Origin of the sequence: Pseudomonas syringae, from assembly GCF_023278085.1 — a bacterium.
GTDB lineage: Bacteria > Pseudomonadota > Gammaproteobacteria > Pseudomonadales > Pseudomonadaceae > Aquipseudomonas > Aquipseudomonas syringae_Q.
In genome coordinates, this window is the sequence record NZ_CP066265.1 from 4,506,544 (window position 1) to 4,532,856 (window position 26,313).

Genomic DNA, 26,313 nt, shown 5'->3' on the forward strand with positions numbered 1-26,313 from the left:
CGGTAAGTTTGGAGACTTCATGTTCCATGTGTTTGAACCGCCGTCGCTTCTCGCGAGCCTTTAAGATCACCCGCACGAGAATAAGGACTGCAACCGCAGACTTCTATAGTACAGATGAGCTATTGAACTACGGCATGCCTGGGTAACTGATTAATCGTGGCTAAATTGAGTGACCGCTAGTACATGCGTGCTATATCCATTACACCTTCGCCTCCTGATACTCCCGACGTTGGCAACCTGCCGAACGGAAAACGCCTAAGCCCTCAAGGCTGGCAGCCACCCTCGTGGCCTTTATGGAGTATCTGGAGTCGCTATGAATCCCTTATTCAGAATATCCCCTCTCGCGTTTGCGATTACGCTTGCACTGCTCCCAGAGGCTCAGGCCGTTGACTATGTGCTCACTAACGGTCAAGACACCTTTAGCAGCGACCGCGTAATCGATGGCGCGATCGACGTTAATTCAACTGACGGCAACACCTCCACCCTGACGATCAACAGCGGCGCAACCGTGACCAGCGAAGGCGGCCGTATCGTGGGTCAAGCCAGCCGTACCGGCGTCAACATGGCTCAGGCCAACGTTGTGGTTGAAGGGGCGGGTTCGCGCTGGGTCGTGCCTCGCACCTCGTTCGTGCTCGGTAATAGCATCGTTGTCGGTGGTGTCGGTCAGGGTGACCTGACGGTCCGTAACGGCGGGCAAGTGTCGGTTCGGGATCTGGATTTAGGTGACGTTTTTGGCGCCCGTTCCAATGCATTTTCGAACGCGACGCTGTCGGTGAGTGGTCAGAACTCCTTGGTCGATGCAGTCAACATCCAGGCCGGCGGAGTGTTTGTCTATCGCTCGAGCATCACGGCCAATGATGGCGGCAAAATCAACAGCCAGCAGGTCGACATTGACTCCGTCGTCAGGCTTTCCGGTGCAGGAACGCGCTGGGACAACAGCGGCTCTTTCCTTAACAAAAACGATCTGACCCTCGAGAACGGCGCAGTACTGACGAGTAACTCTCTGCGACTGGGTTCAGCCGTCAGCAGCCGAAGCAATCAGGTGAATATTACCGGGCAAGGCACGCGCCTGGCAGCGCAAAACATAACGCTCGGTACTAACGAAACCCGCACCTACCTGACAGTGGCCGACGGCGCCGAGCTGAGCGCCACCAACGGTATCCTTATCAGTACTGTGAACGACATCAACAATGCGACACGAGGCACGCTTATTGTTGGCGGCGCGCTCGTGGTCGATCCTAACCGTACTGATATCGATTTCGTGAGTGCCGGAACACCTCAGGCGGCAGGCCGGATAGACCCGCAAACCGCCATTACTTTCGGCACCGGAAACGGGCACCTTGCATTCAACCATACCGACCCCGATCTGCAGTTCGCCAACACGCTGAACGGAACAGGCCGAGTGTATGCGTTCAACGGCAATACCACGCTGAGCGGCGACATCTCTGGGTTGGCCGGTAGCGTTGTGGTGCGCGGCGGTCGACTGGTGCTGTCGGGCAACGTCGACCAGCTCAATCAGCGCGGCAACACTGCCACCACCCAAAGCGTTTCGCGGTTTAACGTAGGCAACGGCACCCTGGTGGTCAACGGCATTGCGGGCCGCACCGAATTCGGAACCTACACCAACAGCGCCCAGGTACTGGACGGAGGTATTCTGGCCGGCGTCGGTCAGGTGGGCACCACCCAGGTCGCCTCGGGCGGTACGCTATCGCCAGGGGAAAACGCCATAGGTGCGCTGGCGATACAAGGGGACCTGGACATGGCCGCCGGTTCGCGTTACGCCGCGGACATCGCGGGCGACGGCAGAGCCGATAAGATCAACGTGAGCGGCACCGCCATCCTGCGCGGTACGCAGGTCAACGTGACTGCGCTGGATCCGGCGCAGAGCTATCAGAGTGGCAGAACCTACACCCTGCTCTCCGCCCAAGGCGGTTTGGTTGACGGCGCCGCCGCAGGCACTGCCTATGCCCAGGCGCTTACCAATTCTGCGTTCCTGAATGTCGGGCTGCAGCGCACCGCCAATGATCTGAACCTCACCATCGAGCAAAAAAACGTAGAGCCGACACCTACACCTACTCCAGAACCGACTCCAACTCCGGAGCCTACGCCTACGCCTACGCCAACACCTACGCCGGAACCTACTCCAACTCCAACTCCAGAACCGACTCCTACACCGACGCCGACGCCGACACCTGAGCCAGCTCCAGCCCCAGGCATCTTCCAGTCCGTCATGCTGACCCAAAACCAGTTCAATACCGCTGGCGCGCTGAGCGTACTGCAGCAAAGTGGCGAACCCCTGCGCCTTTACAACAACCTGTTGATTCTGGATGCCGCAAGCGCTCGCAACGCTGCCGATCAACTGTCCGGTGATTACCACAGCAGCACGTCGACCGCGCTGATCGCCAACAGCCAGGTGGTGTCCGGCGTGCTGGGAACCCGTGTGCGCAATCTGCTCGATAGCGGGACGTTGCGCATGCCAGCCATGGCACTCAACCTGATGCCCAGCACGCCCGCCGCCGAAAACGGTGCCTGGGTGCAGCCATTTGGCAACTGGACCAAGGTCGACGGCAATAAAGGTGCGGGCGGTCTGAGCCAGAGCACCGGCGGTCTGCTATTCGGCGCCGACGGCAGCTTTACCCCGGACTGGCGCGGCGGCGTCTATGCCGGCTATAGCCGCTCGAAGTTCGATGCCGATGACCGCGATGCCGAGGGCCACAGCGATAACTACCATCTGGGCCTCTATACCGGTGGCCAGATCGACGCGTTGCGCCTCAGCGCCGACGTCGGTTACACCTGGCACCGTCTGGAGAGCGAGCGGAATGTGGCATTTGCAGGATTCAGTGATCACCTGACCGGCAAACGCAACGCCCAATCGCTGCAGGCAAGTGGTGAAGCGGCCTACCAAATACCGTTAGGCAGCGTGGCTCTGGAACCTTTCGCCGGCCTTTCCTACGTGCGTTACGACGCCAAGGATCTGCACGAAAAAGGCGGACCCGCGGCTCTGGACGTGTCCAGCGACAAGCAGGACACCGTCTTCTCGACGCTGGGCCTGCGCGCATCGACGAATACCCGTATCGCGAACCTCGATACTCAGGTGTACGGCTCGCTGGGATGGCGACGTGCCTTTGGTGATCTGGATCCGCGCAACGACCAGAGCTTTGCCGGTGGTCCAAACTTCGAAGTGCAAGGCGTCGCTCAAACCCGCAACACGGCGCTGACCGAAGTAGGCGCGAAACTGCGCTTGAATCGTCAGACCGACCTGGGCCTGTCCTATCAAGGGCAGTTCGGTACCGACACTCGTTTCCATTCGGTAAACGCAGGGGTGACGGTCCGCTTCTGACCGTAGTTGCAACGTCGGGCTGGATGACTATTCAGGGCAGGTTTGCCTTGGGTGGTCTCCAGCCCGACCTCATTGAACAACCGCTCGGCGTCGTATTGCTCAACACCTCACCGACATCATCATGACCAAAATGGACGACGGTGAATCAGGCAAAACCGTTTTACCTGGCCCATGGCGGTGGCAGCAACGCGTGTTGCTCAGTACTCAACCTGGATGCCCCGGATGCGGCATCAGAGAAAGAGACCAATTGAAAAAAAGGTTCTGCTTCAAGGTTCTTGTGCTGGTGGGATGACCCTGCCCTGTTGCTGTTGTGTTCATTGCGATAAGACGCATAGGCCCAGTGCCCGGGTGCGACATCCGAGTCCGGGCGATTGTTGCTTTGCGCTACACCGGCTGATTTCAACTCCTGTTCGATACTGCTGATCATGCCCCTCATTTTCCCCATGTATTCTGGGCTGTAGGTGTTATCGGCACGGTCTGGCTTGGCGTAAATGGTGAACTGAGCACCCAGGGCCACACGCTGCTTGGCGGCCGGCATATCCGAATCCAGGCAGTTCATGTCAGTCACTTTCCACGTGTCTACCGGGCTATCGCTTGCCTGCAGTATTTTGCCTATCGCATTGAATGCGCTGGGCACATGCTCAGGCGCAACGCTGAGGTGGATCTTGTCGCCGGCAAACTCGCCTTTGCACTTGGGGTCCTTGCGACTCATATGAATAAAGACTTCAGTGCCTGTCATCTTGAGATGATTGACGGCCGTCCAGCCACCGTGGTCTTCGCCCAGAGCGCTTTGCGCGACCTCATAAGTGGGGGCACGATGATTCAAGGCGAAACGTGTCGGAGTGTCGGAGTGTTGGCACGTACCTCGCTCTGATTCAAACGGCGCAATTCTGCACCTGTATCCTTCTTCACAGGCGGCTGAGCCAGTGACGTATCGAGCTTTAGATTGAGCGCGGGTCTTTTTATAGGCATAGCGTTTATACCTGTCATCTATCGGCTATGAAAATAGAGGCTAGGGAGGCGCCGAAACAGGCCGCTCCCCTTGAAACTCAACGTTCTGAATTGATCACTCGCTACCGTGCAGATAGCTGCCAGGTGAGTGGTGGATAAGCGAAACAGGTTCCATCGCGCTGTTCGAAGTTGCGGCCTCCGGTCCGGCATGGGCGTCACGTCCCAAGCGGGCACACCGATCAGGGTTGCGACACATCAGCGTCAGCCGTAGGAAAGCGTCCCGCTGACCGCAAAACCTTGCTCAAGCATGACGATTTTCTCTGGGTGAAAGTGATGCCCTGGATTGAGGAGGATTTCCTGCTCACCCGCTCCGCTGAGGGTCATTGCCGCGTTGTGAGCATCCTGAATTGCGTCAACACTGATACCTGCGACACGATCTGCCTTGAAGCGGAAAAAAATCGACGCGGGATCAATCTGACCCTCCTGCAGCTCACGCATCGCCTGCCTGCGCAACACTTCCGATGCCGCATCGGATTTCGAGAAATCTACCGTATACCTGGCCCTGCTCAGCTCTCTTCTATCATCCACACTGGAGAACTCGATCGCCGCACCGGCACGCGAGGTAGTACTGAGAAAACCGTTGAATTGTAAAGAGTTACCCGACAACAAGGCTTGCAGCGCCGAATGACCATTCAGTTGAGTGGTGAAAAGCTCATCGTTTCCTACCGCCCCTTTCAAGAGAGAGACGCCCGAGATGCGCGGTGCCGCGTGAATGAACTGTTGCAAAAGAGCAGCTTGCGGTGCCAGCGTCCTTTCGATGTGGTGCTTGTGCAGATCAAGCTCATCGCGGTCCAGTTCGCCTGCATCGTAATGCCGGGCAAAATCACGGATAAAATTATTGACTTCACTTTCACTGTTGTATCGAGGGTGAAGGGACTGCAAGTACTGCGTCAGCGATCGATAACCCATCGAGCTGATGTTCATTAGATAGTTATCACCATAGTCCTGCTGATAGGTATGCAATGCATCAACGATGCGCTCGCCGTGCGCGGGTGAATATCGACGAAAGTGTTGCAGACTGACCTGTTCAATCCTGCTTCTCTCTGCGGGGAAGTTATTCAGCTGACTGTTGAGGATATATGCCTTGTCGCGCTCCGCCGCCTGTGCAAGCAGTTGGCGTTGACTTAACACCTGCCGGGCGAAGTTGAGCGGTATACCGCGCTGCGCCATTTGTGTGATGCACACTGTCTGGGAAGTCGCAAAAGCAGACGTAAATCCCGTCTGGTTAACTGCGGTGACCTGAACACGGTGCCCTCCGACGATTGCGGTTGAATTTCCAGGCCTGGCGACCCGTGGAACGCCTTGCACGGGTCGCGGAGCATGCGAAGTGGGTGCCTGACTACTGGAAGGCTGGTTATAAAGGTAAGCCTGACTGGCAGAGTGATGAGAAACTGGATTCGGCATGAAATCTTTCCTTTAAAGCGCCTCGTTGTGCGAAGGCTTTGTTTCTATTTCGAGCAGGTACTTTGTAAGCACGTGCAGGTGGCACAGCGTTGATCGCCGGCTGCCTTTGCAGGCAACCAGGCGACGGTGAGTTAATAAGTCTGATCAGACGTCACGAACAGCGTCAGGAAAATTGATCGCCTTTCGAAAAACCGACGTCGTGTTTGATCTTGCCGTTCTGGAACTGGTCCATCCATGGCAGGACATCCGCGCCGGCTGCTTTCAGCGCGTTCATATTGTCTTTAACAGCCTGGTTGGCCCCATCGCGCTGTTCGAAGTTGCTGCCTCCGGTCCAGTTGGCGTTGCCGACCTCGCCTATTTGAGGCTTGAAGCCCGCCCCCGTTAGCGCCTTGATCTCCGATGACAGACGTGAGGAGGCGTCGGCACCACTGGCGTATTCATGGATACTGCCAATCAGGCCAGGGTTGCCACGGCCGTTGGCGGCTTTCAACTGATCAGCGTATTTGACCAGTCCGCTTTCCCCGCCTGCCGTGAGACCGCCGCCCCAATTGCTGTCCTCCACCACAATGTCGCCCTTGTAACCGGCGTCACGCGCAGACTTGATCAACGTGCTTTGCATATCAGCCCAGCCCTGAGTGGCGCTCTTGCCTCCCTCGTTGAACGTGTCGAGTACAAAGCTCGGATGTTTTCCAAGGGCTGAAACTACATTTTTGACATCGTCGGCGGCTTGTTTGAGCTTATCGCCGGACAAGACATTGCCCCCGCCGCCGTTCGCGTTGTCGCGAAACGTGAACTGGACTTTGACTCCTTGCTTGTCACCGGCATCGACCATGGCTTTGAGTTTGGCCATTTGCGCCGGGTCATTGATCTGGTCATGAGTCATCTGGATGCGCAGTGTTCCCCCACCGGCATTCTTCACATCTTCGACCATTTTTCGAGCCGCCTCGGGAGAGGCAATCCGGTCCGGGACGGTATTTGCGCCACCATGAGCACCCAGGCCAGAGTTGTTGATCGGGAACGTTTCACCGGACTGTTCAGATGGGCTTGCGTCTGAAGCCGGACTGTTTGCACAGCTTGGGGAAGCAGCATTACTTCCAGGCCCGGATGATCCGGAAGGCTGGCTTGCAGCAGGGTCACTGGCGGATGAGTTGCTTGCAGATGGAGGGTGTGCGGAGGTATTGCCCATCAAACTTTTGAGCAGCGCAAAGATAAGCGTCTTCAGCACCTCGACCAACTCGCTTTGACCTGAGCCACCTGCTCGTCCGGCGCCTGCGGTATCAGCTTTCAGCGTGCTGCCGCCCCAATTGACGGCGTTGCTCGAACCGTTGGTATTTTCTGGAGGGAGAAAGTGAACGGCATTACCTGATGTTTTCCCGGAGTGTTGCAGGTCCGGTGCCTGATTGACCAGCGAGAGGGGTGACCACGATGGACCGTTATTACTGACATGAGTATTAATCGTCATTTCATTACTCCTTTGCTATGGAGGTAACACGTTGGGGTGAAACGGTTTTTCGCAGGGTTTCAAAATCCCTATACCGTCCATCAGCGCCCGAGCACCTGAGGCTCAGTGGAAAGAGGTCTTTTGGAACACCTGCGCGGCATCCAGCAAGATGGCGGCGTCCAGTTCACTGGACAGCAATCTGTTGGCCTCGGAAAGCCTTGTCAGCTTGACACTTTGAGATTCAAAGCCCATATCCGATGGCGTTCCACCGATGCGCTTGGCAAGGTAATAACGGGTACGTGATGTTGTTCTGTCGTAATCACCAATGAAACCGTGAAGCTCAACTCTAAGCCCGGTCTCTTCGTAGACTTCCTTGACTGCATTGGTCCTCAAGTTCAGACCGGCTTCCTTTTTTCCCTTGGGCAAAGCGTGCGTTGCGCCGAACGGGTGGTTGGTCGGTTCGGTGACCCAGATCCTGCCGTCAGGTTCGAAAATCACTGCGCCGCTGGCGGGAGGAAGATGATTGGAAAACTTGAATTCGGGCTCTTTGAAGTCGACAGCACGGGTTTTAAGCTGGCGCCAGCCATCCAGCGTGCTGGGGGGCTTAATTGAACTGAACGCCAGGTTGTTTATTACGCCACTGACAGTGCAGTGAGGTACAAAAACGGCTGTTGCGTCTCGATCACGCCAGGTATGCGTAGCGCTGGGTGACGTAGGGTGTTCAACAGTGACTACATGGCCAGCCTCATTCTTTTGGCGATGAATATGAGGAAGCGCCTGTTTCATATTGACAAGCCAATGCTTACGACTGATCAGTCTTTTACCGAGTTCAATGCGTTCGCTGTAATTGCCGGGACCGTGTTCTGCGCAGAGTGCCTTAATATGGTCGTCCGGTATTTTTTCTATTGCCGCAATGCCCATGCGGATGTCATTACGCTCAATTTTCCGAAAGGCGTGACTGGACGTGTTTTCTTTGAGAGACAGCATCGTGACCAGTTCCATTGGCGTGTTACCGAACTGATTACCCTTATGCCCCCCTTGGGCACGAAAGACCAGCGCGCCACCCAGGTCGATGCGCACAGGTTTGTTACGGTCATTGAAGATGATATTGTCCCCCGTCTGACCGATGACATCCCAGTTCGCCAACCAGGCGTCCACAGCAAAGCCGCACCGCAACTGGCCACTTCCCTCTATCGTTTTGATGTCTTTATGATTCCCGTCTATCAGTTTGGAAATCAATGCTGGCTTGCCCTGGCGAGACGCCAGTTTTATGTCAGGAACATCAATTCCTGCGGCGCGGTACAGCTTGGAGGCCAGTACCTCGTTTCGAAGCCTATTGGTAGACGGGTTCGTTTTCACATACCATTTAACGCCATCGGGTGCCTGAAACAATCCTCCTGGGTTAGAACCCTTGGCGCCAGAGAGCTGGTTCCATTTATCAGTCTCGATGACCTCAAGTTCGCCCCCCCTCCTGGATCGCCCTAAAACGTTCATGTCTACGACAATGTACGCACCTTCCCGGCGAGCATGGGTAATTTCGTACCGGTTGGTGATATCCAGAATGACTTCATGTTCACTCTTGCTGGCCACCGATAACGGCAACCGGCTTTCACTGAGTGTTACACCCTTTGCACCAGTGAGATTGCGCGCGGGAACGGCGGGCTTCGCGTGCAGCACAAACAGAACCGGTGTTTCTTTTTTCTTGTTCGCGTTCCCCACCGCAAAACCTTGTGAAATGGCCGACACTGTCGAAGCACTGGCCACCCCAGTCGCGGTATAAACACCTTTAACTACCCGCAAGCCATGAATAAGACCATGGGCTATTTCGCGGCTTTCGTAACCCCAGGAGATATTCAGTAACCGCGACGCAGTCTTCTCCGGCAGCGATATCCCCCGATAAAGCACTTTAGTCTGACCCGGCTCGGCCAATTCAATGGAATAGCGCGGTATGGCGGCCCTCAGGTCCGCAAATTCTTCGTCGGTTGTTTCGGCGGCCGTGTACTTCTGCAGCAGTAGCATGAACTCTTTGCCGTCTATTGATTTCAGCACGCCGCCCTGCTGGCGTGCCAAACGATACTCATCAGCCGTGTTGAAATGCTCCAGCGGGACTCCTTGGCCTCGCCCTCGCGAAACAAAGTTAGGCACTTTATTACCGCCGGGCGCCTGCGCTGAAGTACTTTGAGCGTTTGAAAACCCAAGATGACTAAAGCTGTGTGTTATAGGGTTCATTCGTGAGCACTCCTGCGCGTTCGTCTCGGGGCACGCGATGAATATTCGTCCTTGGCATTACAGGCATCATGATAGTTATGAGGCCCGACAGCAGTCAGTCGATACGCACGAAGCACATAGCCACTCTCCGGATCGGCCGAATCCTGAGTAACGTTGGGTGATAATAAGCACCTTAAAACAAGCAGCCAATTGCCACTACGGACCAGGTGCTGCCAATAAGCGGAGCTTATAATTGATTCGAGGTAATCCATGGCAAATGCTCACCGTCTACCCACTAGAAAGTTGAGCTAGCTGAGTGTCACCTAACGTCATCGGGTTCCATTAAATAAAAGAGAAAGCACACTAATAGCGTCTTATCATTTTCAGTGATAAACACTGCAAGGCTTGTATTCAAAGCGCTCTACAAGAAATACCTACCGTGTTTTATGGCAATGCGACTGCTGAACAATTCATCGGCCCATGTTGTACGATAACTTGAAAACATGCGCTAACAAGGCCGCATCCGCATCAATTCAATCAAGAGGCTGAGAGATGGCAATCGGCTCTTTAGCGTTAAATATGCAGGGCATGCATGCCCGCTGATAACGATCATTTTACGCCTGTCTGATAAACCTCATTGATTCAAAACTGTACAAGTTTGTTTAATCAGGACGCTTTACAACTATGAACGCGCACGAAGGTAACAGCCTCTCGGAAAGCGTATTGACAACCTGTTGCGAATCCGACCGCTCCTCGCCTGTTTTGCCTTGCCTGACCTTAGCTCGGCAACGTTTTTATACAGGGCCCAGCCCCCGCCCCTACTCGCCCCCATCATAAATATTATGTAACACTGCCAGCCATGCCACGGTCGATAAGGGATGTTCACCGCCATGCCTGGACAGCATTCGCTGATTCAAAAACTCTATGAGTTCGTCTACGCAGAGCAAGCTGCCAACCTGCAAAAATTGAACGAGGTATGGGAGCGCCCTCTGCAAGAGAAACTGCTGCAAGGCTGGACGCAGGGTTTCACCCGCCTGGAGCGCAGCGAAAAGCCTGGGCAACTGTGGGCCTATCTGGACGAAAACGAATCACGCTTTCGCGCCGGGGATCTGCTGCGACTGCATCTGGGCGACGCTCACGGTGCGCTGCTGTGTCAGGGCATGAAGTTCGAGAAGGAAGAAGACGATCGCTGGCTGCTCAGCTCGGACCGGGCCATGCTCATCTGGGAGAGTTACCAGGAAGGTGCCTGTTATGTGGACCCTGACGGCATTGATCTGACCCCGAAATATATTCAGGCATTGCAAGATATCGAGCGCGATGCGCTGGGCAACAACGCAATTCTGCCACTGCTGGGCGATGCGCCCGACATCGGTTTCAATGACCCGGAAGTCGAGTACGGCACAAGGGTTGCGCTGGATGACGGCTGTAACGAGAAACAGGCAGACGCTGTAGGCCTCGCACTTGGCGCGGAACGGATTGCCTGCATTCAAGGACCACCGGGTACAGGCAAAACCCGGGCTCTGGCCTTGATTGCTCAATTGCTGGTCGCCCGAGGTGAACGGGTGTTCGTCACTTCCCATACGCACATGGCGATCAACAACGCCTTGAGCAAGATTGCTGCGCGCAATGTGCCGACGCTCAAGGTGGGCGGTCGCCGCGAAGACCTCGACAAGCACGTGGACCTGGAAGCCGAACCGGCCAATTGGGAGCGTATGCCTGAATCAGGTCAGGGTTATGTGATAGGCGCCACGCCGTTTGCGACGTGCAGATCGTTAGCCCACTACAGTTTCGACACCATCATCTTCGACGAAGCCAGTCAGATCACCGTACCGCTTGCCCTGATGGCGATGCGCAAGGGCAAGCGCTTCATCTTCATCGGAGACCAGAAACAACTGCCTCCGGTCCTGCTGTCACGTTCGATTCTGTCCAAGGAATCCATGTCGGTGTTCGCCCGTCTGACGGCTCAGGATGCCGATCATTCGGTAATGCTGGAAGAAACCTACCGAATGAATTGCTGGCTGACCGAGTGGCCCAGCCAGATGTACTACGACGGGCAATTACGCTCGGAAGGGCGAAACAAAAACCGTCGGCTGCAGGCCAGTTCCCAGGGTGCCGCCAGTGAGGCACTTGATCCAGAAGCCTGTGCGGTGTTCATCGCCACCCAGGACATGAAGGCGCGCAACCGTAACCCCGCCGACGTAAAGCGCGTCGTCCAGTTGTGCAAGGAAGCACATGATTCAGGACTGCCGCTGCACGAAATCGGCATCGTGACACCTTACCGCGCACAAGGGAGAGCGATTCGCCAGGCACTTGCAAAACAGTTTGGTCGCGATGCCGCACATGCCATCGTAGCGGATACCGTGGAGCGTATGCAGGGCCAGGAGCGCGAGTTGATCATCCTGTCGCTGGCCAGCGCCGACGAGTCGTTTATCAGTGCAATCGGCGAGTTCTTCTTCCAGCCTGAGCGCTTGAATGTTTCCATCACCCGCGCCATGACCAAGCTGATCATTATTGGCCCTGAACTGAAGCATGGGATTGTCTGCGCCAGCGAAACCGCTCAGGTCTGGGCCGAGCAATACCGTGACTTGATCAGCCACTGTCAAAAGGTCGAATTCCAGCCATGACCCTGTTCATACCTGAATGGCAACGCAGTACGGGTGCCGGAGTGCAGTGCAAACGAGTGCTCAAGAAGCTGGAAGGCGATTACGTTGTCCGCAAATGCATCACCCAGGACACATGGTCACCGGACTTCTTCCTGCAACGCGGCGAACTGGAATGGCTGGCGCTCATGGTATGCGAGCTGCCGTTTGACACACTCGATCCGGGCCAGCTGTTTGTCACCGCAGACCAGACAGCATTCAGTGAGATGCTGAAGAAACTGTCGGCGTTCGAGGCCGAGCTCCACATACCCGCCATCCGCAAGCTGGTCGTGATGTGGGGTTGCGACTCGGATCAGAGCGAAGCCTTGTGGTCACATCACTGCAAAGGCAGCGGAATACGGCTGATGTCCAGGAAGACCTTCATCGACTCCGGCGCAGAGCAGTTACCCAAGCTGCTCAAAACTCTGTCTCTGGACGCCAGACAAGCGATCATGGGCCGTTACTTTCCCGAAGCCGAAATAGCCGGGAGCCTTACCACGCAGCGTCAGTTTGTGCGTGACAACAACGCCCGTACCGTGCGCTATTTTCTGGACAGTCAGCAGGAGTGGGCAAGCAAACTGGATCTGGACCTTCCGGACGAGCAAACCGAACTGGCCGGGGATTTTTCCGTGCGCCTGGTCAATGGTGTGGCGGGCAGTGGCAAAACACTTATCGCTGCGAACCGTGCTCTTATTCTGGCCAGGAAGTTTCCTGACCAGCAGGTGCTCATGCTGATTCACAACGTGCCTGTGGTTAAAGACCTCAAGCACCGCTTGCAGCGGGTGTACGGGGAAATGCCAGCGAACCTCACCATCATGACGGCGCTGAGCTGGATCTCCAGACAGTGGAGAACACTGTTCAAAAAAACATTGAAGATGTCCAGTTACGACAAGCCAGTCATCGACCTTATCCAGCACTTTCGAGACATTGAATATCCGGACCTGAAGCCGGAAAACAAGCTGTTGCTTGATGAGTTCAATTTCATCAATGACAGCGTGATCGCCGACGAGGCTGATTACCTCAAGGTCGAACGTGCAGGCCAAGGCTTTGCGTTGCGTAGAGAGGAACGCCAACACGTCTGGGCACTTTACGAGCGCGTCACGGCTGCACTGCTGAAACAGTCGGGGCTGCGCTTATGGAGTTCCCTGTCACGTGATCTGTGCCTGGCCAGACGCGCCGACAAGCTTGACCCTTATCAACACATTCTGGTGGACGAAGCCCAGTTTTTCGCGCCTTCGTGGTTCCAGCTGATCAAACTGACGCTGGGGAAAAACGAAGGCACGCTTTTTCTGTGCGCCGATCCGAATCAGGGTTTTCTGAAGAGTCGCCTTAGCTGGAAACGGGTCGGTCTTGATGTAGCAGGCAAGACCAAAAAGCTGCGCAAGTCGTATCGCACCACTCAGGCAATTTTGAGCGCCGCCAATCAGATGCTCGCCGGAGTTATCCAGACCGACCCGGATGATTACCTGCAGCCAGAGTTCGACGGCATGGAGGCCGGCACACCACCGCTGTTCGTCTTGTCGCACTCACCTCAGGATGCAATTGCGCAGACCTGTAATGAAATTGCTGCTCATCAGAAGAACGTTGAATTGCCGTTAACGGGAATGTTGCTGCTATACGGTAAAAGCGTAGACAAGGCCCTACTGATAAAAACCCTGAAGAAGCGCTTTGGCCCGGACCGGATCTGGGACATGAACGACCAGAGCGTCGCACCCAGCCACGATGAAAGCCTGCGAATTGCCACTGTTGAAAGCGCGACAGGGCTGGAAGCCAATGTCGTATTTCTGCTTGGGCTGGAAAAGCTGATCAGAGATACCGTTCAGACTGACAGCGTCAGCGAAGACGAGCTTGAGCAGAACGCTCGCAAACTGTACATGGCAATGACTCGTGCAGGCCAACGCCTGGTGTTGATCTCGTCAGCACCGCTTCCAGAGAAAATCGCTGAGTTGTTTGAGCACACTTAGAGGTAGAGGAAGCGCTCGCGGACGCAACGCCTTGCTCCCGGTTTTTTTGCGACGTTCCCATGGCCCAGCGCTGAGCCAGAAGGAGATTCGGCGTGATACGAAAAATGCGCGGTGGTGTAGCGGCTGCTGGCTTTAGCCAGCGCCGCCAGACGGCAATCTTCAGGTCAGGCGAGTGCCTGGCTCAAGCCTGCTCGTCTTCCTTCTCATCGTCGTCGTGCTTGAGCGCTGGCTTCATACCTGGCTGCGGTGCGTGCTCGGCATTCGGCGCAATTTCTTCGCCGTGGTTCTTTTTCTCTTGCTGAACTTTCTTGTCGTGAGCGACGTTACGTGGATCGGTCATGGGAATTCCTTGATTGGGCAGGTTATTCAAACGCCCATCGACGCGATACGTTGGAATTGAGCGCCGGGGCAAGATTTGGAGTCAGGCCGGGCTAAGGCGTTCAGTGCATTTCGCCCTGCGCTGTTGTGCGGCAAAAGTCCGCAATTTTGCTCTGCGGGCTTAAGTACACGTCGGCCAAAACCTAGAACCAGGTCTCCATCTGAACGCCGAACTGCCAAACACCACCGGCGTTGAAGTCGCTTTTGCCGAAGTTGCCGGTCGTGCTGTAGCGGTCCAGGTCCGAAGACCAGTTCATGAGACTTGCGAAGACTCGCAGCTCGGGACGCGTGAGCAGGTCACCCATGTCCGGCTTGAAGGTCGGCGCAACCGTAAACTTCCAGAAGTTACCGTCGACCGCATTGCGTTGCAGGTAGCCTTTGGGGTCGAGGTCCATGGTTTGCCAACTCAGCTCATAGGCCATCTCGAAGTTGCTGTTGATCTCGTTGGCCAGGCGCATGTTCAGCGTGAGCCAGCGGTAATCGTCGCCTTTGACATAGCGGTCTTTGCTCTGCTCGGCCAGCAGGCTCGGGCCGATGCGCCATCCCGGCGCGATAGGCGTTTCGCCATACATGGCCAGACGCAACGCGCGGGCTTCGTCGATCAGTTCGCCATCCGAACCAATGTCCTTGACTTGTGCACCCAGGCCCTGCCCATAGAGCAACGCCGTCTTGAAGAAACCTTCGCGGCCGAAAAAGTCCTTCTGGTGATTGGCCAACATGGTGTGCAAGCCTGAATCTGCGGGTGCGAAACCGGCTTGATTGGTGCGCGTACCGACGTCGTTTTTCTTTGCGCCAATGGCGTTGAACATCCACTGCCACTGACCATTGTCGAAGAATTGGTTGGAGGTCAGGATGTAGCTTTCCACATCGGCATCGACGCCGCCCTCACTGAAATCTCCGTAGTTGCGCCCGATCAGGGAATAGTTCGAGCGCCAGTCCTTGGTCATCTGCACGTCGTAGATACCGCCACCGGTGCCGGCCAGAAAGACCACGTCCGAGTCCAGCCAGTGGATATCGAAATTATCCCTGTCGAATCGCTTGCCGGCCCATAGGGTGGAGTTCTCGAATACGGAATTACCTTTGAACGCGGCGATATGGTCGAGCTCGGTGAAGACCTGACGCACGTTCAGATTGCTTTCGGTGGCCGTCCAGTCGTTATAGCTTTCAACGCCATCGGCGATGGAGACCGTGAACTTGGAACGCGTGCCGTTCTGCGCATAGATTTCTTTCGACAGATCGAAGCGCATGTAGGTGTCGTCTTCGTTACCCAGCCGCCCGACCGCACCACCGACTGAACCTGCGGGGGTTGTATAAGGCCCGCCGCGACCGCCGCCCAGGCCGTCGTTGATCAACAGACCGGAGCGGGCATAGCCCTTGAAGCTGAACCCATCGGTGAGGTGTCCGGCACTGCCTGGCTTTTCCATGCTTTGCTGGCGGGCTTCGAGTTTTGCCACGCGATCATCCAGAGCAGGCTGTGGACTGGCCGCCACAGTGGGCGTGGAAGTGGGCGCGGCAGGCTGCGCAGCGGGGGTGGCGAGCTTGAGTTGCTGAAGCTCCCGGGCGAGCGCCTGGGTCTGCTGTTCAGCGGCGGCTGCACGCTTTTCAGCAGCGCTGGTACGGGCTTCAAATGCCACCATCCGCTCTTCCAGAGTCGCGGCCTGAGAGACCGCCGCCGAGCTACCGAGCATACCTGCGAGCAGCCATTTGGGTGCGTTTTGCATGGGGACTTCCTGTTTTGTTTTTATTGTTTTCGTGACGTTGGCCGTGCTTCTTTCCTTTAGCGCAAAATTGTGCAAATCGAAGAAAAAAGGGTGCCACATCGGAAATACGCTGCTACATTGACGATGTTAACGTTAACTTTTATAAAAACAAAAATAAAGAGGGCTCTATGAAACAGCTGAAATCTCTTCTTCCCGCCGCGCTGCTAGCCCTGTCTGCAGGGTTTCCTGCGCTGTCGCACGCGGCCAATCTGACGATCTCGTGCGGAGCCGTCGGAGCGGAATTGCAACTGTGCAAAGAGGCAGTCGATACGTGGTCGAAACAGACCGGCAACAACGTCCAGGTGGTGTCCACGCCTAATTCGGCGACCGAGCGCCTGTCGTTCTACCAGCAGATCCTCAGTGCCCAGTCCACCGACATCGACATCATTCAAATCGACATGGTGTGGCCGGGGATGCTCGCCAAACACCTGACGGACCTGCGCGAGCTACTTCCGGCGAATGCCACGCAAGGCTATTTCCAGGCGCAGGTGGACAACGCCACAGTCGACGGCCGTCTGGTGTCGATGCCCTGGTTCACCGACTCGGGGCTGTTGTACTACCGCAAGGATTTGCTCGATAAGTACCAAAAGCCGGTCCCCCAGACCTGGGAGGACATGACCGCCACCGCCAAATACGTTCAAAAAGCCGAACGCGATGCAGGAAACGCCACTATGTGGGGCTATGTCTTCCAGGGGCGCGCCTATGAAGGCCTGACGTGCAACGCCCTGGAATGGATCAGCAGCCAGCCGGACGGCGGACTGGTTAACTCGCGCGGAGACATCGTGGTCAACAGCCAGGCGTCAAGAACCGCGCTGACCCTTGCCAAAAGCTGGGTCGGCGACATCTCCCCGCCCGGCGTCCTCAATTACACCGAGGAAGAAGGCCGTGGCGTATTCCAGTCGGGAAATGCGCTGTTCATGCGCAACTGGCCTTACGTCTGGGCCTTGGTGCAAAGCAAGGACAGCGCGATAAAAGACAAGGTCGGCGTCGCTCCACTGCCCAGTGGCGGCGCAAACGGTACCCATGCTTCCACGCTGGGAGGCTGGGGCCTGGCGGTTTCGCGCTACAGCCGCAACCCCAAGCTTGCGGCAGAACTGGTTGCCTACCTGACCAGCGCACAGCAGCAAAAACGGCGTGCCCTGGCAGGTGCCTACAACCCGGTCATCGAGTCGCTGTATGCCGACCCCGAGTTGATCGCGGCGATGCCTTACTACCCCCAGTTGCACAGCATCCTCAGCAATGGGGTCATGCGCCCCGCCGCCATCACGGCCAACGGTTACCCACGCGTCTCCAACGCGTTCTTTGATCGGGTGCATAGCGTACTGGCGGGCGATATACCGGTCGATCAGGCACTGGTCGAACTGGAAAGCGAACTGACGCGCATCAAACGCCGGAACTGGTAAGCCACACGTAAGGAAATCAACATGCCTGTCTCTTCTACCGACTACCCCGGAGACGACGAGCTCGTCACCCGGGAAACGCCTGTACAACGTCGCAGGCTACGCGCCGCCTGGCTGTTTCTGACACCCATGCTGGTGTGCCTGACCCTGGTGGCGGCCTGGCCGTTGCTGCGCACATTCTGGTTCAGCCTGACCGACGCCGACCTGTCGGATACCGGCAGTGGCTCATTCGTGGGCCTGAGCAATTATCTGCTCTACGACGGCGTCATCTGGTCAGGCGTCCTGGTCGATCCGCAATGGTGGAACGCGGTGCGCAACACGTTGCATTTCACCGTGGTGTCGGTCGGGCTGGAAATGGTCCTGGGGCTGACGGTGGCGTTGCTGTTGAACGTCAAGTTCACCGGTCGCGCGCTGGTCCGTGCGTTGATTCTGATCCCCTGGGCGATTCCGACCATCGTCTCGGCAAAGATCTGGTCGTGGATGCTCAATGACCAGTTCGGCATCATCAACCACATGATGCTGAGCCTGGGCCTGATCGACGCGCCCCTGGCATGGACAGCAGATGCGGATCTGTCGATGTGGGCAGTCATCATCGTCGACGTCTGGAAGACCGTGCCCTTTGTCACCCTGCTGATGCTGGCGGCCTTGCAGATGCTGCCAAGCGATTGCTACGAAGCCGCCAGAGTCGACGGCATTCATCCAGTGCGGGTGTTCTGGCGTGTCACGTTGCCGTTGTTGATGCCAGCCTTACTGGTTGCAGCAATCTTTCGCATCCTCGACTCACTGCGGGTATTCGACGTCATCTACGTCCTGACCTCCAACTCTTCGAGCACCATGAGTATGTCGGTCTATGCCCGCCAGCACCTGGTGGAGTTCCAGGACGTCGGCTATGGCAGCGCAGCCTCGACCCTGCTGTTTCTGGTCGTGGCCGTGATTGCCATGCTTTATCTGTACCTGGGGCGTCGCCAACTGGAGGTGCGCTCATGAACCTGCGCCGACTGAAGAAAGCACTGATGCGCTTGGGTTTCTGGGGCCTTATCGGGATCTTGCTGCTGTACGCGATCTTCCCTTTCTACTACGCAATCCTGACGTCGTTGAAGCCGTCCAGTGCCTTGTTTGAGGCGAGCTACTGGATCGCCAGCCCCGACTTCTCCAATTACGCCGCGGTCCTCAGCCAGGCGTCATTCCTGCAGGCCATCGCCAACTCGCTGGTGGTTGCGCTGAGCGTGGTGATGCTGGCGCTGTTCCTGGGCCTGACAGCGTCTTATGCCTTGGGCAGGGTCAAGTTCCGAGGGCGCGGCACGGTCCTGATGATGGTGCTCGGGGTCTCCATGTTTCCTCAGGTCGCGGTGCTGTCCGGGCTGTTTGAAGTGATCCGTGCGCTGGGTCTGTACAACACATCGTGGGCGTTGATCCTGAGCTACACGATTTTCACCCTGCCCTTCACCGTCTGGGTGCTCACCACGTTCATGGGGCAACTGCCGCACGAACTGGAAGAAGCGGCAATCATGGATGGCGCATCGCCCTGGGTCACGCTGACCCGTGTGCTGCTGCCGCTGCTGTGGCCCGCCCTGGTCACCACCGGCCTGCTGGCTTTTATTGCCGCGTGGAACGAATTCCTGTTTGCCCTGACCTTCACCCTCACAGATGCACAACGAACGGTCCCGGTCGCTATCGCCCTGATTTCGGGTGGCAGCTCCCACGAATTGCCTTGGGGTCTGTTGATGGCGGCGTCGGTGCTGGTGACCGTCCCACTGGTGATTCTGGTGCTGATCTTCCAGCGCCGCATCGTTTCCGGCCTCACTGCCGGCGCGTTGAAAGGTTGATGCACACAACTGACAAGGAACAGCATCGTGATGAAATTGAAGCTAGCCAACCTCAACAAGCAATTGGGCGGCACGCGTATTCTGCGCGACGTCAGCCTGGAGATCGCCGCAGGTGAGTTCGTTGTGTTCGTGGGCCCGTCGGGCTGCGGAAAGTCGACGCTGCTGCGCTTGATCGCCGGCCTGGATTCAATCTGTGGTGGCGACCTGCTGATCGACGGACGACGGGTCAATGACCTGGAGCCGCGTGAGCGTGGCGTCGGCATGGTCTTTCAGTCCTACGCCCTGTACCCGCACATGAGCGTCTACGACAACATCAGTTTTGGTCTCAAGCTGGCCAAGACCGAAAAAAGCAGCCTGCGCGAACGCGTGCTGAAAACCGCACAAATCCTGCAACTGGACAAACTGCTGCAACGCAAGCCCAGGGAACTGTCTGGTGGGCAGCGCCAGCGTGTGGCAATGGGCAGAGCCATGGCGCGGGAACCCGACATCCTGTTGTTCGATGAGCCGCTCTCAAACCTCGACGCCTCGTTGCGGGTGCAGATGCGCAACGAAATCGCCCGGCTTCATAAGCGGCTGGGCTCGACCATGATCTACGTCACTCACGATCAAGTAGAGGCCATGACCCTGGCTGACAAAATTGTCGTGCTCAATGGTGGTCAGGTCGAACAGGTTGGCTCACCACGCGAGCTCTACGAGCGCCCCGCCAGCCGCTTCGTCGCCGGTTTTCTGGGCTCGCCGAGAATGAATTTTCTGCCAGTGCGCCTGCACGCGCCGGACCGGAACAGCCTGATCGATATCCCGGCACTGGGCATGAAATCCCTACCCTTCGACAGCTCGAATCTGCCCGAGGGTGCGCAACTGACCTTGGGTGTTCGCCCGGAGCACATCACCCTCAATACGTCGAACAACGGCGTTGGGGTCACGGTGGCCGGCGTCGAATACCTGGGCAGCGAGGTCTACGTGCACCTGGCAACCGGCGAGAGCGAACCGTTGATTTGTCGCTGCGACGCCAAGGCTGGTTGGCGAGTGGGCGACCAGGTCGCGCTGCAGTTCGACGACAGCAACCTGCACCTGTTCGACGCCGATGGCCTGGCCCTGAAGCGCCATACAGACGCCAGTCAACATGTGGCAAACGACACTACGCCGCACTTCGTACAAACGGGCACCCTATGAGCTTTTCTGTAAATAGCATGAGCGATCCAATGTCTACCGCCCTTGAACGTGCGCACCATGCATTGAAGGATGGCCTGTCGCAGGTGATCCATGATTATCGACCCGGTTATCACCTGGCCCCGCCTGCGGGCTGGATGAACGACCCTAACGGGGTGGTGTACTTTCACGGCGAATACCACGTGTTCTATCAACACCACCCCTTCGACTCGAAATGGGGCCCGATGTACTGGGGCCACGCCAAGAGCTCTGATCTGGTCCATTGGCAGCACCTGCCCATTGCGTTGGCACCTGGTGATGACTTCGACAGGGACGGTTGTTTTTCCGGCAGTGCAGTGGTGTGTGGCGATACCCTGGCACTGATCTACACCGGGCATACCTGGCTGGGTGAAGTGGGTGACGAGCGTTTTATCCGTCAGGTGCAGTGCCTGGCCACCAGTACCGACGGCATCAGTTTCGTCAAACACGGGGCCGTCATCGACACCCCGCCGCAAGACACGATCATTCATTTCCGTGACCCCAAGGTGTGGCAGCAGGATGACCACTGGTACCTGATTGCCGGTGCGCGCCTGGGTGACACGCCGCTGCTGCCGTTGTATCGGTCTGCGGACCTGCACACGTGGGAATTCGTGAGCTATGTGTCCACTGGCGACGAAGGCGACGGCTATATGTGGGAATGCCCCGACCTGTTTCGCCTCAATGGACGCGACGTACTGCTTTACTCCCCCCAGGGCATGCCGGCACAGCGCTACGGGCGACTGAACAGGTTCCACACCGGCTATCGAGTGGGCCAGGTCGACAATCAATGGCAATTCACCGGCGGGCCCTTTATCGAGCTGGACAGCGGCCACGACTTCTATGCAGCGCAGACGCTGGTGGCCGCCGATGGCAGACGTCTGCTGTGGGCGTGGATCGATATGTGGGAAAGCCCGACCCCCACCGAGGCGCATCACTGGCGCGGCATGCTCGGCCTGCCACGCGAACTTGAACTGCATGCCGATCGCCTTTGCATGCAGCCCGCACGCGAACTGACGGCGTTGCGCGACACGGTATTACCAGGCACTCCTTGGTGGAGCGAAGCGGGTAGCCAATGGCTAACCGACGTACATGGCGACATGCTCGAAATCCACGTGCATCTTGACCTGCTCGACTGCATCGAAGGCCACTTGGGCGTAGCCTTGCGTTGCAGCGCCGATGGCAAACAGCAGACTCTGCTTTACTACGACGCAGCGCTAAAGCGTTTGATTTTGGACCGCGATCAGTCGGGCACCCACGTCAGCGGTCAACGCAGCGTGGCAATAGACCCACAACACGGCCAACTGGAGCTAAGAGTGTTCCTTGATCGCTCGTCCATTGAGGTGTTCGACAACAACGGCAGCTTCTCTTTCAGCAGCCGCCTTTATCCACAGATCGACAGCCTGGGGGTGAAACTTATTGCCAACGGAACCGGAGGCCAAGTCTGCATTGCCAACGCATGGACGCTCTCCTCGGGCTACCTGTAGGCCATATCATTGAAGTCGCGAAAAAAACCAGGTCTCTGTAGCATGATAATCATCAGTCAACCCGACAGGCCCGCCTCGCATGACCTCAGTTAAAGACGTTGCAAAACTGGCCGGTGTGTCGCTGATGACGGTGTCTCGAGCGCTCAATGATCCGGGAAAGCTGAGCCCCGAGACTTATCAGCGAGTGCGCAACGCGATCGATGAGCTTCAATTCGTACCAAGCCTGTCGGCTCGCAGGATTCGCGGCGACAACCTGCAGACCCGAACCATCGGCGTATTTGCCCTGGACACTGCGACGACGCCGTTTGCGGTCGAGCTGCTGCTGTCAATCGAACAGACCGCGCAGCAGGCAGGCTGGAACGTATTTATCCTTAACCTGCTAAGCAATCCGCCTACCGACCAGAACATTGACCTGATGCTGTCGCATCGCCCCGACGGGTTGATCTTCAGCGCCATGGGGTTACGCAAAGTGAGCATTCCCCAGCGCTTGAAGAGCAAACCGCTGGTACTCGCCAACTGCGTAGCCGATGACAGCAGCCTCGTCAGTTATGTGCCAGACGACGAAACAGGACAGTACCGCGCCTTGCACCACGCGTTCAGCAAGGGCTATCGACGCCCGCTGTTCATCAACCTGCCTAAACAGAGCCTGGCCTGGGAAATTCGGCAAGCGGGTATGCTACGTGCCTGCAAGGCATTCGGCCTGGCTGCCGACGAACGCTTGCAGTACAACCTGTCCGAGCATGACGCCTATTGGGAAACCGCCGCCATCCTCGAACGGCACATGATTGATGGCCGTCCGCAGTTCGACATTCTGATCTGCGGCAATGACCGGATTGCCTTTTGTGCCTACCAGCTGCTGCTGGGCCGAGGCCTGAAAATCCCCGGCGATGTCGCCGTGCTCGGTTACGACAACATGATCGGCATTGCCGAGCTGTTCATACCCGCTCTGACCACGGTGCAGTTGCCGTATTACGAGATCGGTCGCAATGCTGCACGGCACTTGATAGAAAGCCTCGACGTCTCGGGATCCCAGCCGGTGGATTGCCCGCTGGTGGTCAGAGAATCGTTATGAAGCCTTGCGTGGGATAGCCCATGCATCAAGTCGTCACGCGGGACGATCCCGACAACAGCGACTGCTCTTGAGGCCTGACTTTCCCCCCTGAAACTCTGACCGTATTGAATAGCTACGATTTAGAGGGGTGGGAACGGCTGGGCGTCCGGCCATCCTCCAAGAGTGGTTTTTCTCTTGCTTTTCAATTGCCTACTGATGGAAAGCTGTAATTAACTCTGATTTACATAAACTTTCGCCCCAAAAAAGCGCACTAAAAAACTCAATAACACAAAACCGGGCAGAACTAATAAAGGGAGCAAGCCCGATGCCCTCAAGTTATATTTTTAGTAGCCGATAGGTCTAAAACTATGAAAAATCAATTCTACCAGGAGGTCAGTGACAATGAGAAATCTGAAAGTATCAGCGCGTGCAGCACTCAGCTTTATGTTTATTGCGCTCCTATTGGTCGCCTTGGGTGGTATTTCAGTATGGAAAATGGGAGAAATCCGCGAGACGGCCAGAGACCTTGAAGACGACGCCTTGGCCAGCGTGGTGGTTGCCGACCGGATCAATGCCTCCATGTTGCGCCTGAGGCTGGAAGTCCGCCGAATGCTTTCACAGACGGATCCGCAAGACATTGCCACGACGACCCGTACGATCGCCACGCTTAACGAGGAATTAAAGAAACAAATCAAGCTCTATGTTCCTTTTGTTTCGGGCGAAAATGCGAACCCAAAAGAAGTGCAACTGTTCACGGTCGTCTCTGATAACACTGACAAAATGCTGGTTGCATTTGATGAAGTGACCTCACTTATTCGGCGAAATACGCCGACTGAAGCTCTGGCCTATCTAAGCTCCAATGTGACCCCTGTTACCCGTCTTCTTGACGGTGCCGTGACCGGACTTGTTCAACTTAACATTGACGAGGCCGCAAACTCAGGAAAAGAATCCGAGGATTCGTATCAAAGTGGTTTGACGTTTGTAATCTTTATTATTGCAGCCGCGACGCTGGCGACGATTGTGCTGGCCGTGCTGTTTACCAAAAGTATTGTTACACCGTTGCGCGACATGTTGCGGGTCAACGACACCATCGCCAAAGGTGATCTGCGCAGCGTGATTACTGTCACGGGCAAAGACGAATTTTCCGACTTGATGCGTTCCACCCAAGTCATGCAAAACAACCTGCGCGATACGATCAAGCTGATTGGCGATTCATCCACTCAACTGGCGTCCGCCGCCGAGGAAATGAACGCGGTCACCGAAGAGTCCAGCAGAGGTTTGCTGCGCCAGAATAACGAAATCGATCAGGCGGCCACTGCAGTCAACCAGATGACCGCTGCGGTCGATGAGGTGGCGCGTAATGCTGCCGCTGCATCGGATGCAGCTAAAGCCTCTGATCAATCAACCCGCACCGGCGCAGCGCGGGTCACCAGCACGGTCAATGCCATCGAGAAACTGAGCAAGACCGTGCAGAGCACCAGTGTCGATGTAGAGCGTCTGGCCGTGCAGTCCAGGGACATCAGCAAGGTGTTGGAAGTCATTCGTACGATTGCGGAGCAAACCAATCTCCTGGCCTTGAATGCGGCAATCGAAGCGGCACGGGCAGGTGAGCAGGGACGCGGTTTTGCGGTGGTGGCCGATGAAGTCAGAGCGTTGGCACATCGCACCCAGACCTCGACTCAGGAAATCGAGAAAATGATTGGCGACATCCTCACGGGCACTGCACAGGCCACCAAGGCCATGAGTGAAAGTTGCGATCAGGCCGATGGCACACTCACCATTGCTCATGAAGCCGGAGCAGCGCTGACCCTGATCGCGAAAGCGATCAATGAAATCAACGAAATGAACCTGATGATTGCAACCGCATCGGAGCAGCAGGCGCAGGTCGCACGCTCGGTCGACGGCAACCTGATGAGTATTCGTGATCTTTCTATCCAGAGCGCAACGGGGGCCAATCAAACAGCAGCGGCAAGTTCCGAGCTCTCAGTGCTTGCTGTAGACATGAGCAAGCTGGTGGCGAGGTTCTCGCTCTAAGGGTTTTCTACTGCTTCCAGGTCGGACCGCTGGGGATGCTGTGGATACTGACTCCACAGCAAATGACTCGTCAGAGGAGCGCATGATCGCCCCTCTTAGCCATGAATTTAATACGTGTCAGTCAGCACTGCCGGTCAGCAGTGTTTTTGTCGCCGCCACTACATCCTCTTTGCGCATCAGGCTTTCGCCGACCAGAAAGGTAGTGATGCCGGATTTTTTGAGCCGTAGGCAATCATTATGGTTACCTATTCCACTTTCGCCGACCAGAAGTTTGCCTGCGGGCACCATTGATGACAGTCGCTCGCTCACGCCGAGGTCTACTTCGAAGGTATGCAGGTTGCGATTATTGACGCCGAGCAGCGGGGAAGACAGTTTGAGCGCACGCTCCATTTCATGTTCGTCATGCACCTCTACCAAAACGTCCATTCCCAGCGTCATGGCCGCACTTTCAAGTTCGGCAGCCAGGTCATCACTCAATGAGGCCATGATCAACAATATGCAGTCCGCACCCCAGGCACGAGCCTCATACACTTGGTAAGTATCAAACATGAAGTCTTTGCGCAGCACTGGAAGGGCGCAAGCATTTCGCGCGTCAATGAGAAACTGCGGGGAGCCCTGAAAGCTTGGCGTGTCGGTAAGAACGGATAAACAGGCAGCCCCACCGGTTTCATAAGCCTTCGCCAGCTCGGGAGGGTTGAAGTCTTCGCGAATCAGACCTTTTGATGGGCTTGCTTTTTTTATTTCTGCAATTAGCCCCATCAGACCCTGCTGTTCTTTAACTTTCAGCGCTTTATAAAAACCGCGGGGGCTGGACTGTTCGAGGGCAAGCTGCTTGAGGCGACTTAATGGCAAACTCGCTTTTGCTGCCTCTATTTCCTGAAGCTTATAACGTTTTATTTTATTTAAAATATCACTCATGACAGTCACTCATATTAGCGGGCAGTCTGTTGCGTTAAGCCCTGTGGCATTTCGACGCAAGAATTATCATCCTTGCCCTCTAGCACTATTTAAACCAGCGTACATTCACTAACCCACAAATAATAATTAAATTTAATTTATCAATCTTTAAATACCATGATCAATAAATATATCATAATGATGCCTGATGCAAACCCAGAAAACCTGGTCTTCGGTCACGCGCCCTTTCATTTAAGCCAGGTGATCAAGATGGCAAAACAATATCAA

At 56.3% G+C, this 26,313-nt stretch carries 16 protein-coding genes and 1 pseudogene; 10 read left to right on the top strand and 7 right to left on the bottom strand.

Features of this window, described 5'->3' with window-relative positions:
- Nucleotides 1–394 precede the first annotated feature (394 nt).
- Nucleotides 395–3,340 carry an autotransporter domain-containing protein gene (locus tag I9H07_RS20120; RefSeq protein WP_236427109.1) on the top strand — a complete coding sequence of 982 codons (2,946 nt, stop codon included), beginning with the start codon at nt 395–397 and terminating at the stop codon, nt 3,338–3,340.
- 160 nt (nt 3,341–3,500) lie between these two features.
- On the opposite strand, the pseudogene I9H07_RS20125 reads toward I9H07_RS20120, so the two are convergent.
- From I9H07_RS20125 to I9H07_RS20140, 4 genes and pseudogenes are all read right to left on the bottom strand, one after another.
- Nucleotides 3,501–4,312: pseudogene (locus tag I9H07_RS20125) on the bottom strand (type III effector).
- 240 nt (nt 4,313–4,552) lie between these two features.
- On the bottom strand, nt 4,553–5,755 hold the full coding sequence (locus I9H07_RS20130) for a hypothetical protein (protein WP_235591748.1): 1,203 nt from the start codon (nt 5,753–5,755) through the stop codon (nt 4,553–4,555).
- Nucleotides 5,756–5,918: 163 nt separating this feature from the next.
- Nucleotides 5,919–7,217 (bottom strand): cellulase family glycosylhydrolase, encoded by a 1,299-nt coding sequence (locus I9H07_RS20135; RefSeq protein ID WP_236425917.1) that lies wholly within the window; start codon nt 7,215–7,217, stop codon nt 5,919–5,921.
- 102 nt (nt 7,218–7,319) lie between these two features.
- Nucleotides 7,320–9,245: an NUDIX domain-containing protein gene (locus I9H07_RS20140; protein ID WP_236425592.1), complete on the bottom strand. Its 1,926-nt coding sequence runs from the start codon at nt 9,243–9,245 to the stop codon at nt 7,320–7,322.
- A 1,049-nt stretch (nt 9,246–10,294) separates the two neighbouring features.
- On the opposite strand from I9H07_RS20140, the gene I9H07_RS20145 reads away from it, so the two are divergent.
- Together I9H07_RS20145 and I9H07_RS20150 are read left to right on the top strand one after the other, a co-directional pair.
- Nucleotides 10,295–12,028, top strand: a complete 1,734-nt coding sequence (locus I9H07_RS20145; protein WP_058392884.1) for a DEAD/DEAH box helicase — start codon at nt 10,295–10,297, stop codon at nt 12,026–12,028.
- A complete protein-coding gene (locus tag I9H07_RS20150; RefSeq protein ID WP_236425590.1) occupies nt 12,025–14,007 on the top strand; it encodes a 3'-5' exonuclease in 1,983 nt (660 codons plus the stop codon). The genes I9H07_RS20145 and I9H07_RS20150 overlap by 4 nt, the downstream gene beginning before the upstream one ends.
- Nucleotides 14,008–14,188: 181 nt before the next feature.
- Here I9H07_RS20150 and I9H07_RS20155 read toward each other — a convergent pair whose 3' ends face one another.
- Together I9H07_RS20155 and I9H07_RS20160 are read right to left on the bottom strand one after the other, a co-directional pair.
- Nucleotides 14,189–14,347 (bottom strand): hypothetical protein, encoded by a 159-nt coding sequence (locus tag I9H07_RS20155; protein WP_080266543.1) that lies wholly within the window; start codon nt 14,345–14,347, stop codon nt 14,189–14,191.
- Between the two features lie 181 nt (nt 14,348–14,528).
- Nucleotides 14,529–16,106 (bottom strand): carbohydrate porin, encoded by a 1,578-nt coding sequence (locus I9H07_RS20160; RefSeq protein ID WP_236425589.1) that lies wholly within the window; start codon nt 16,104–16,106, stop codon nt 14,529–14,531.
- Nucleotides 16,107–16,273: 167 nt separating this feature from the next.
- Here I9H07_RS20160 and I9H07_RS20165 point away from each other — a divergent pair, with 167 nt between their 5' ends.
- The 7 genes from I9H07_RS20165 to I9H07_RS20195 all read left to right on the top strand — a co-directional run bounded on the left by I9H07_RS20165 (nt 16,274) and on the right by I9H07_RS20195 (nt 25,128).
- Nucleotides 16,274–17,548 carry an ABC transporter substrate-binding protein gene (locus tag I9H07_RS20165; RefSeq protein WP_236425588.1) on the top strand — a complete coding sequence of 425 codons (1,275 nt, stop codon included), beginning with the start codon at nt 16,274–16,276 and terminating at the stop codon, nt 17,546–17,548.
- A gap of 21 nt (nt 17,549–17,569) precedes the next feature.
- Nucleotides 17,570–18,532, top strand: coding sequence for a carbohydrate ABC transporter permease (locus tag I9H07_RS20170; RefSeq protein WP_236425919.1), 963 nt, complete (start codon nt 17,570–17,572; stop codon nt 18,530–18,532).
- Complete coding sequence (locus tag I9H07_RS20175; RefSeq protein WP_236424927.1) at nt 18,529–19,371, top strand: carbohydrate ABC transporter permease; 843 nt, start codon at nt 18,529–18,531, stop codon at nt 19,369–19,371. The genes I9H07_RS20170 and I9H07_RS20175 overlap by 4 nt, the downstream gene beginning before the upstream one ends.
- 27 nt (nt 19,372–19,398) lie before the next feature.
- Complete coding sequence (locus tag I9H07_RS20180; protein WP_283107539.1) at nt 19,399–20,544, top strand: ABC transporter ATP-binding protein; 1,146 nt, start codon at nt 19,399–19,401, stop codon at nt 20,542–20,544.
- Nucleotides 20,541–22,043 (top strand): glycoside hydrolase family 32 protein, encoded by a 1,503-nt coding sequence (locus I9H07_RS20185; RefSeq protein ID WP_236424929.1) that lies wholly within the window; start codon nt 20,541–20,543, stop codon nt 22,041–22,043. The genes I9H07_RS20180 and I9H07_RS20185 overlap by 4 nt, the downstream gene beginning before the upstream one ends.
- Before the next feature lie 79 nt (nt 22,044–22,122).
- On the top strand, nt 22,123–23,115 hold the full coding sequence (locus tag I9H07_RS20190; protein WP_236424930.1) for a LacI family DNA-binding transcriptional regulator: 993 nt from the start codon (nt 22,123–22,125) through the stop codon (nt 23,113–23,115).
- 381 nt (nt 23,116–23,496) lie between these two features.
- Complete coding sequence (locus I9H07_RS20195) at nt 23,497–25,128, top strand: methyl-accepting chemotaxis protein (RefSeq protein ID WP_024672965.1); 1,632 nt, start codon at nt 23,497–23,499, stop codon at nt 25,126–25,128.
- A 117-nt stretch (nt 25,129–25,245) separates the two neighbouring features.
- Here the strand turns inward: I9H07_RS20195 and trpC are convergent, their stop codons facing one another.
- Nucleotides 25,246–26,046, bottom strand: coding sequence for an indole-3-glycerol phosphate synthase TrpC (trpC, locus tag I9H07_RS20200; RefSeq protein ID WP_024672964.1), 801 nt, complete (start codon nt 26,044–26,046; stop codon nt 25,246–25,248).
- Nucleotides 26,047–26,313 lie beyond the last annotated feature (267 nt).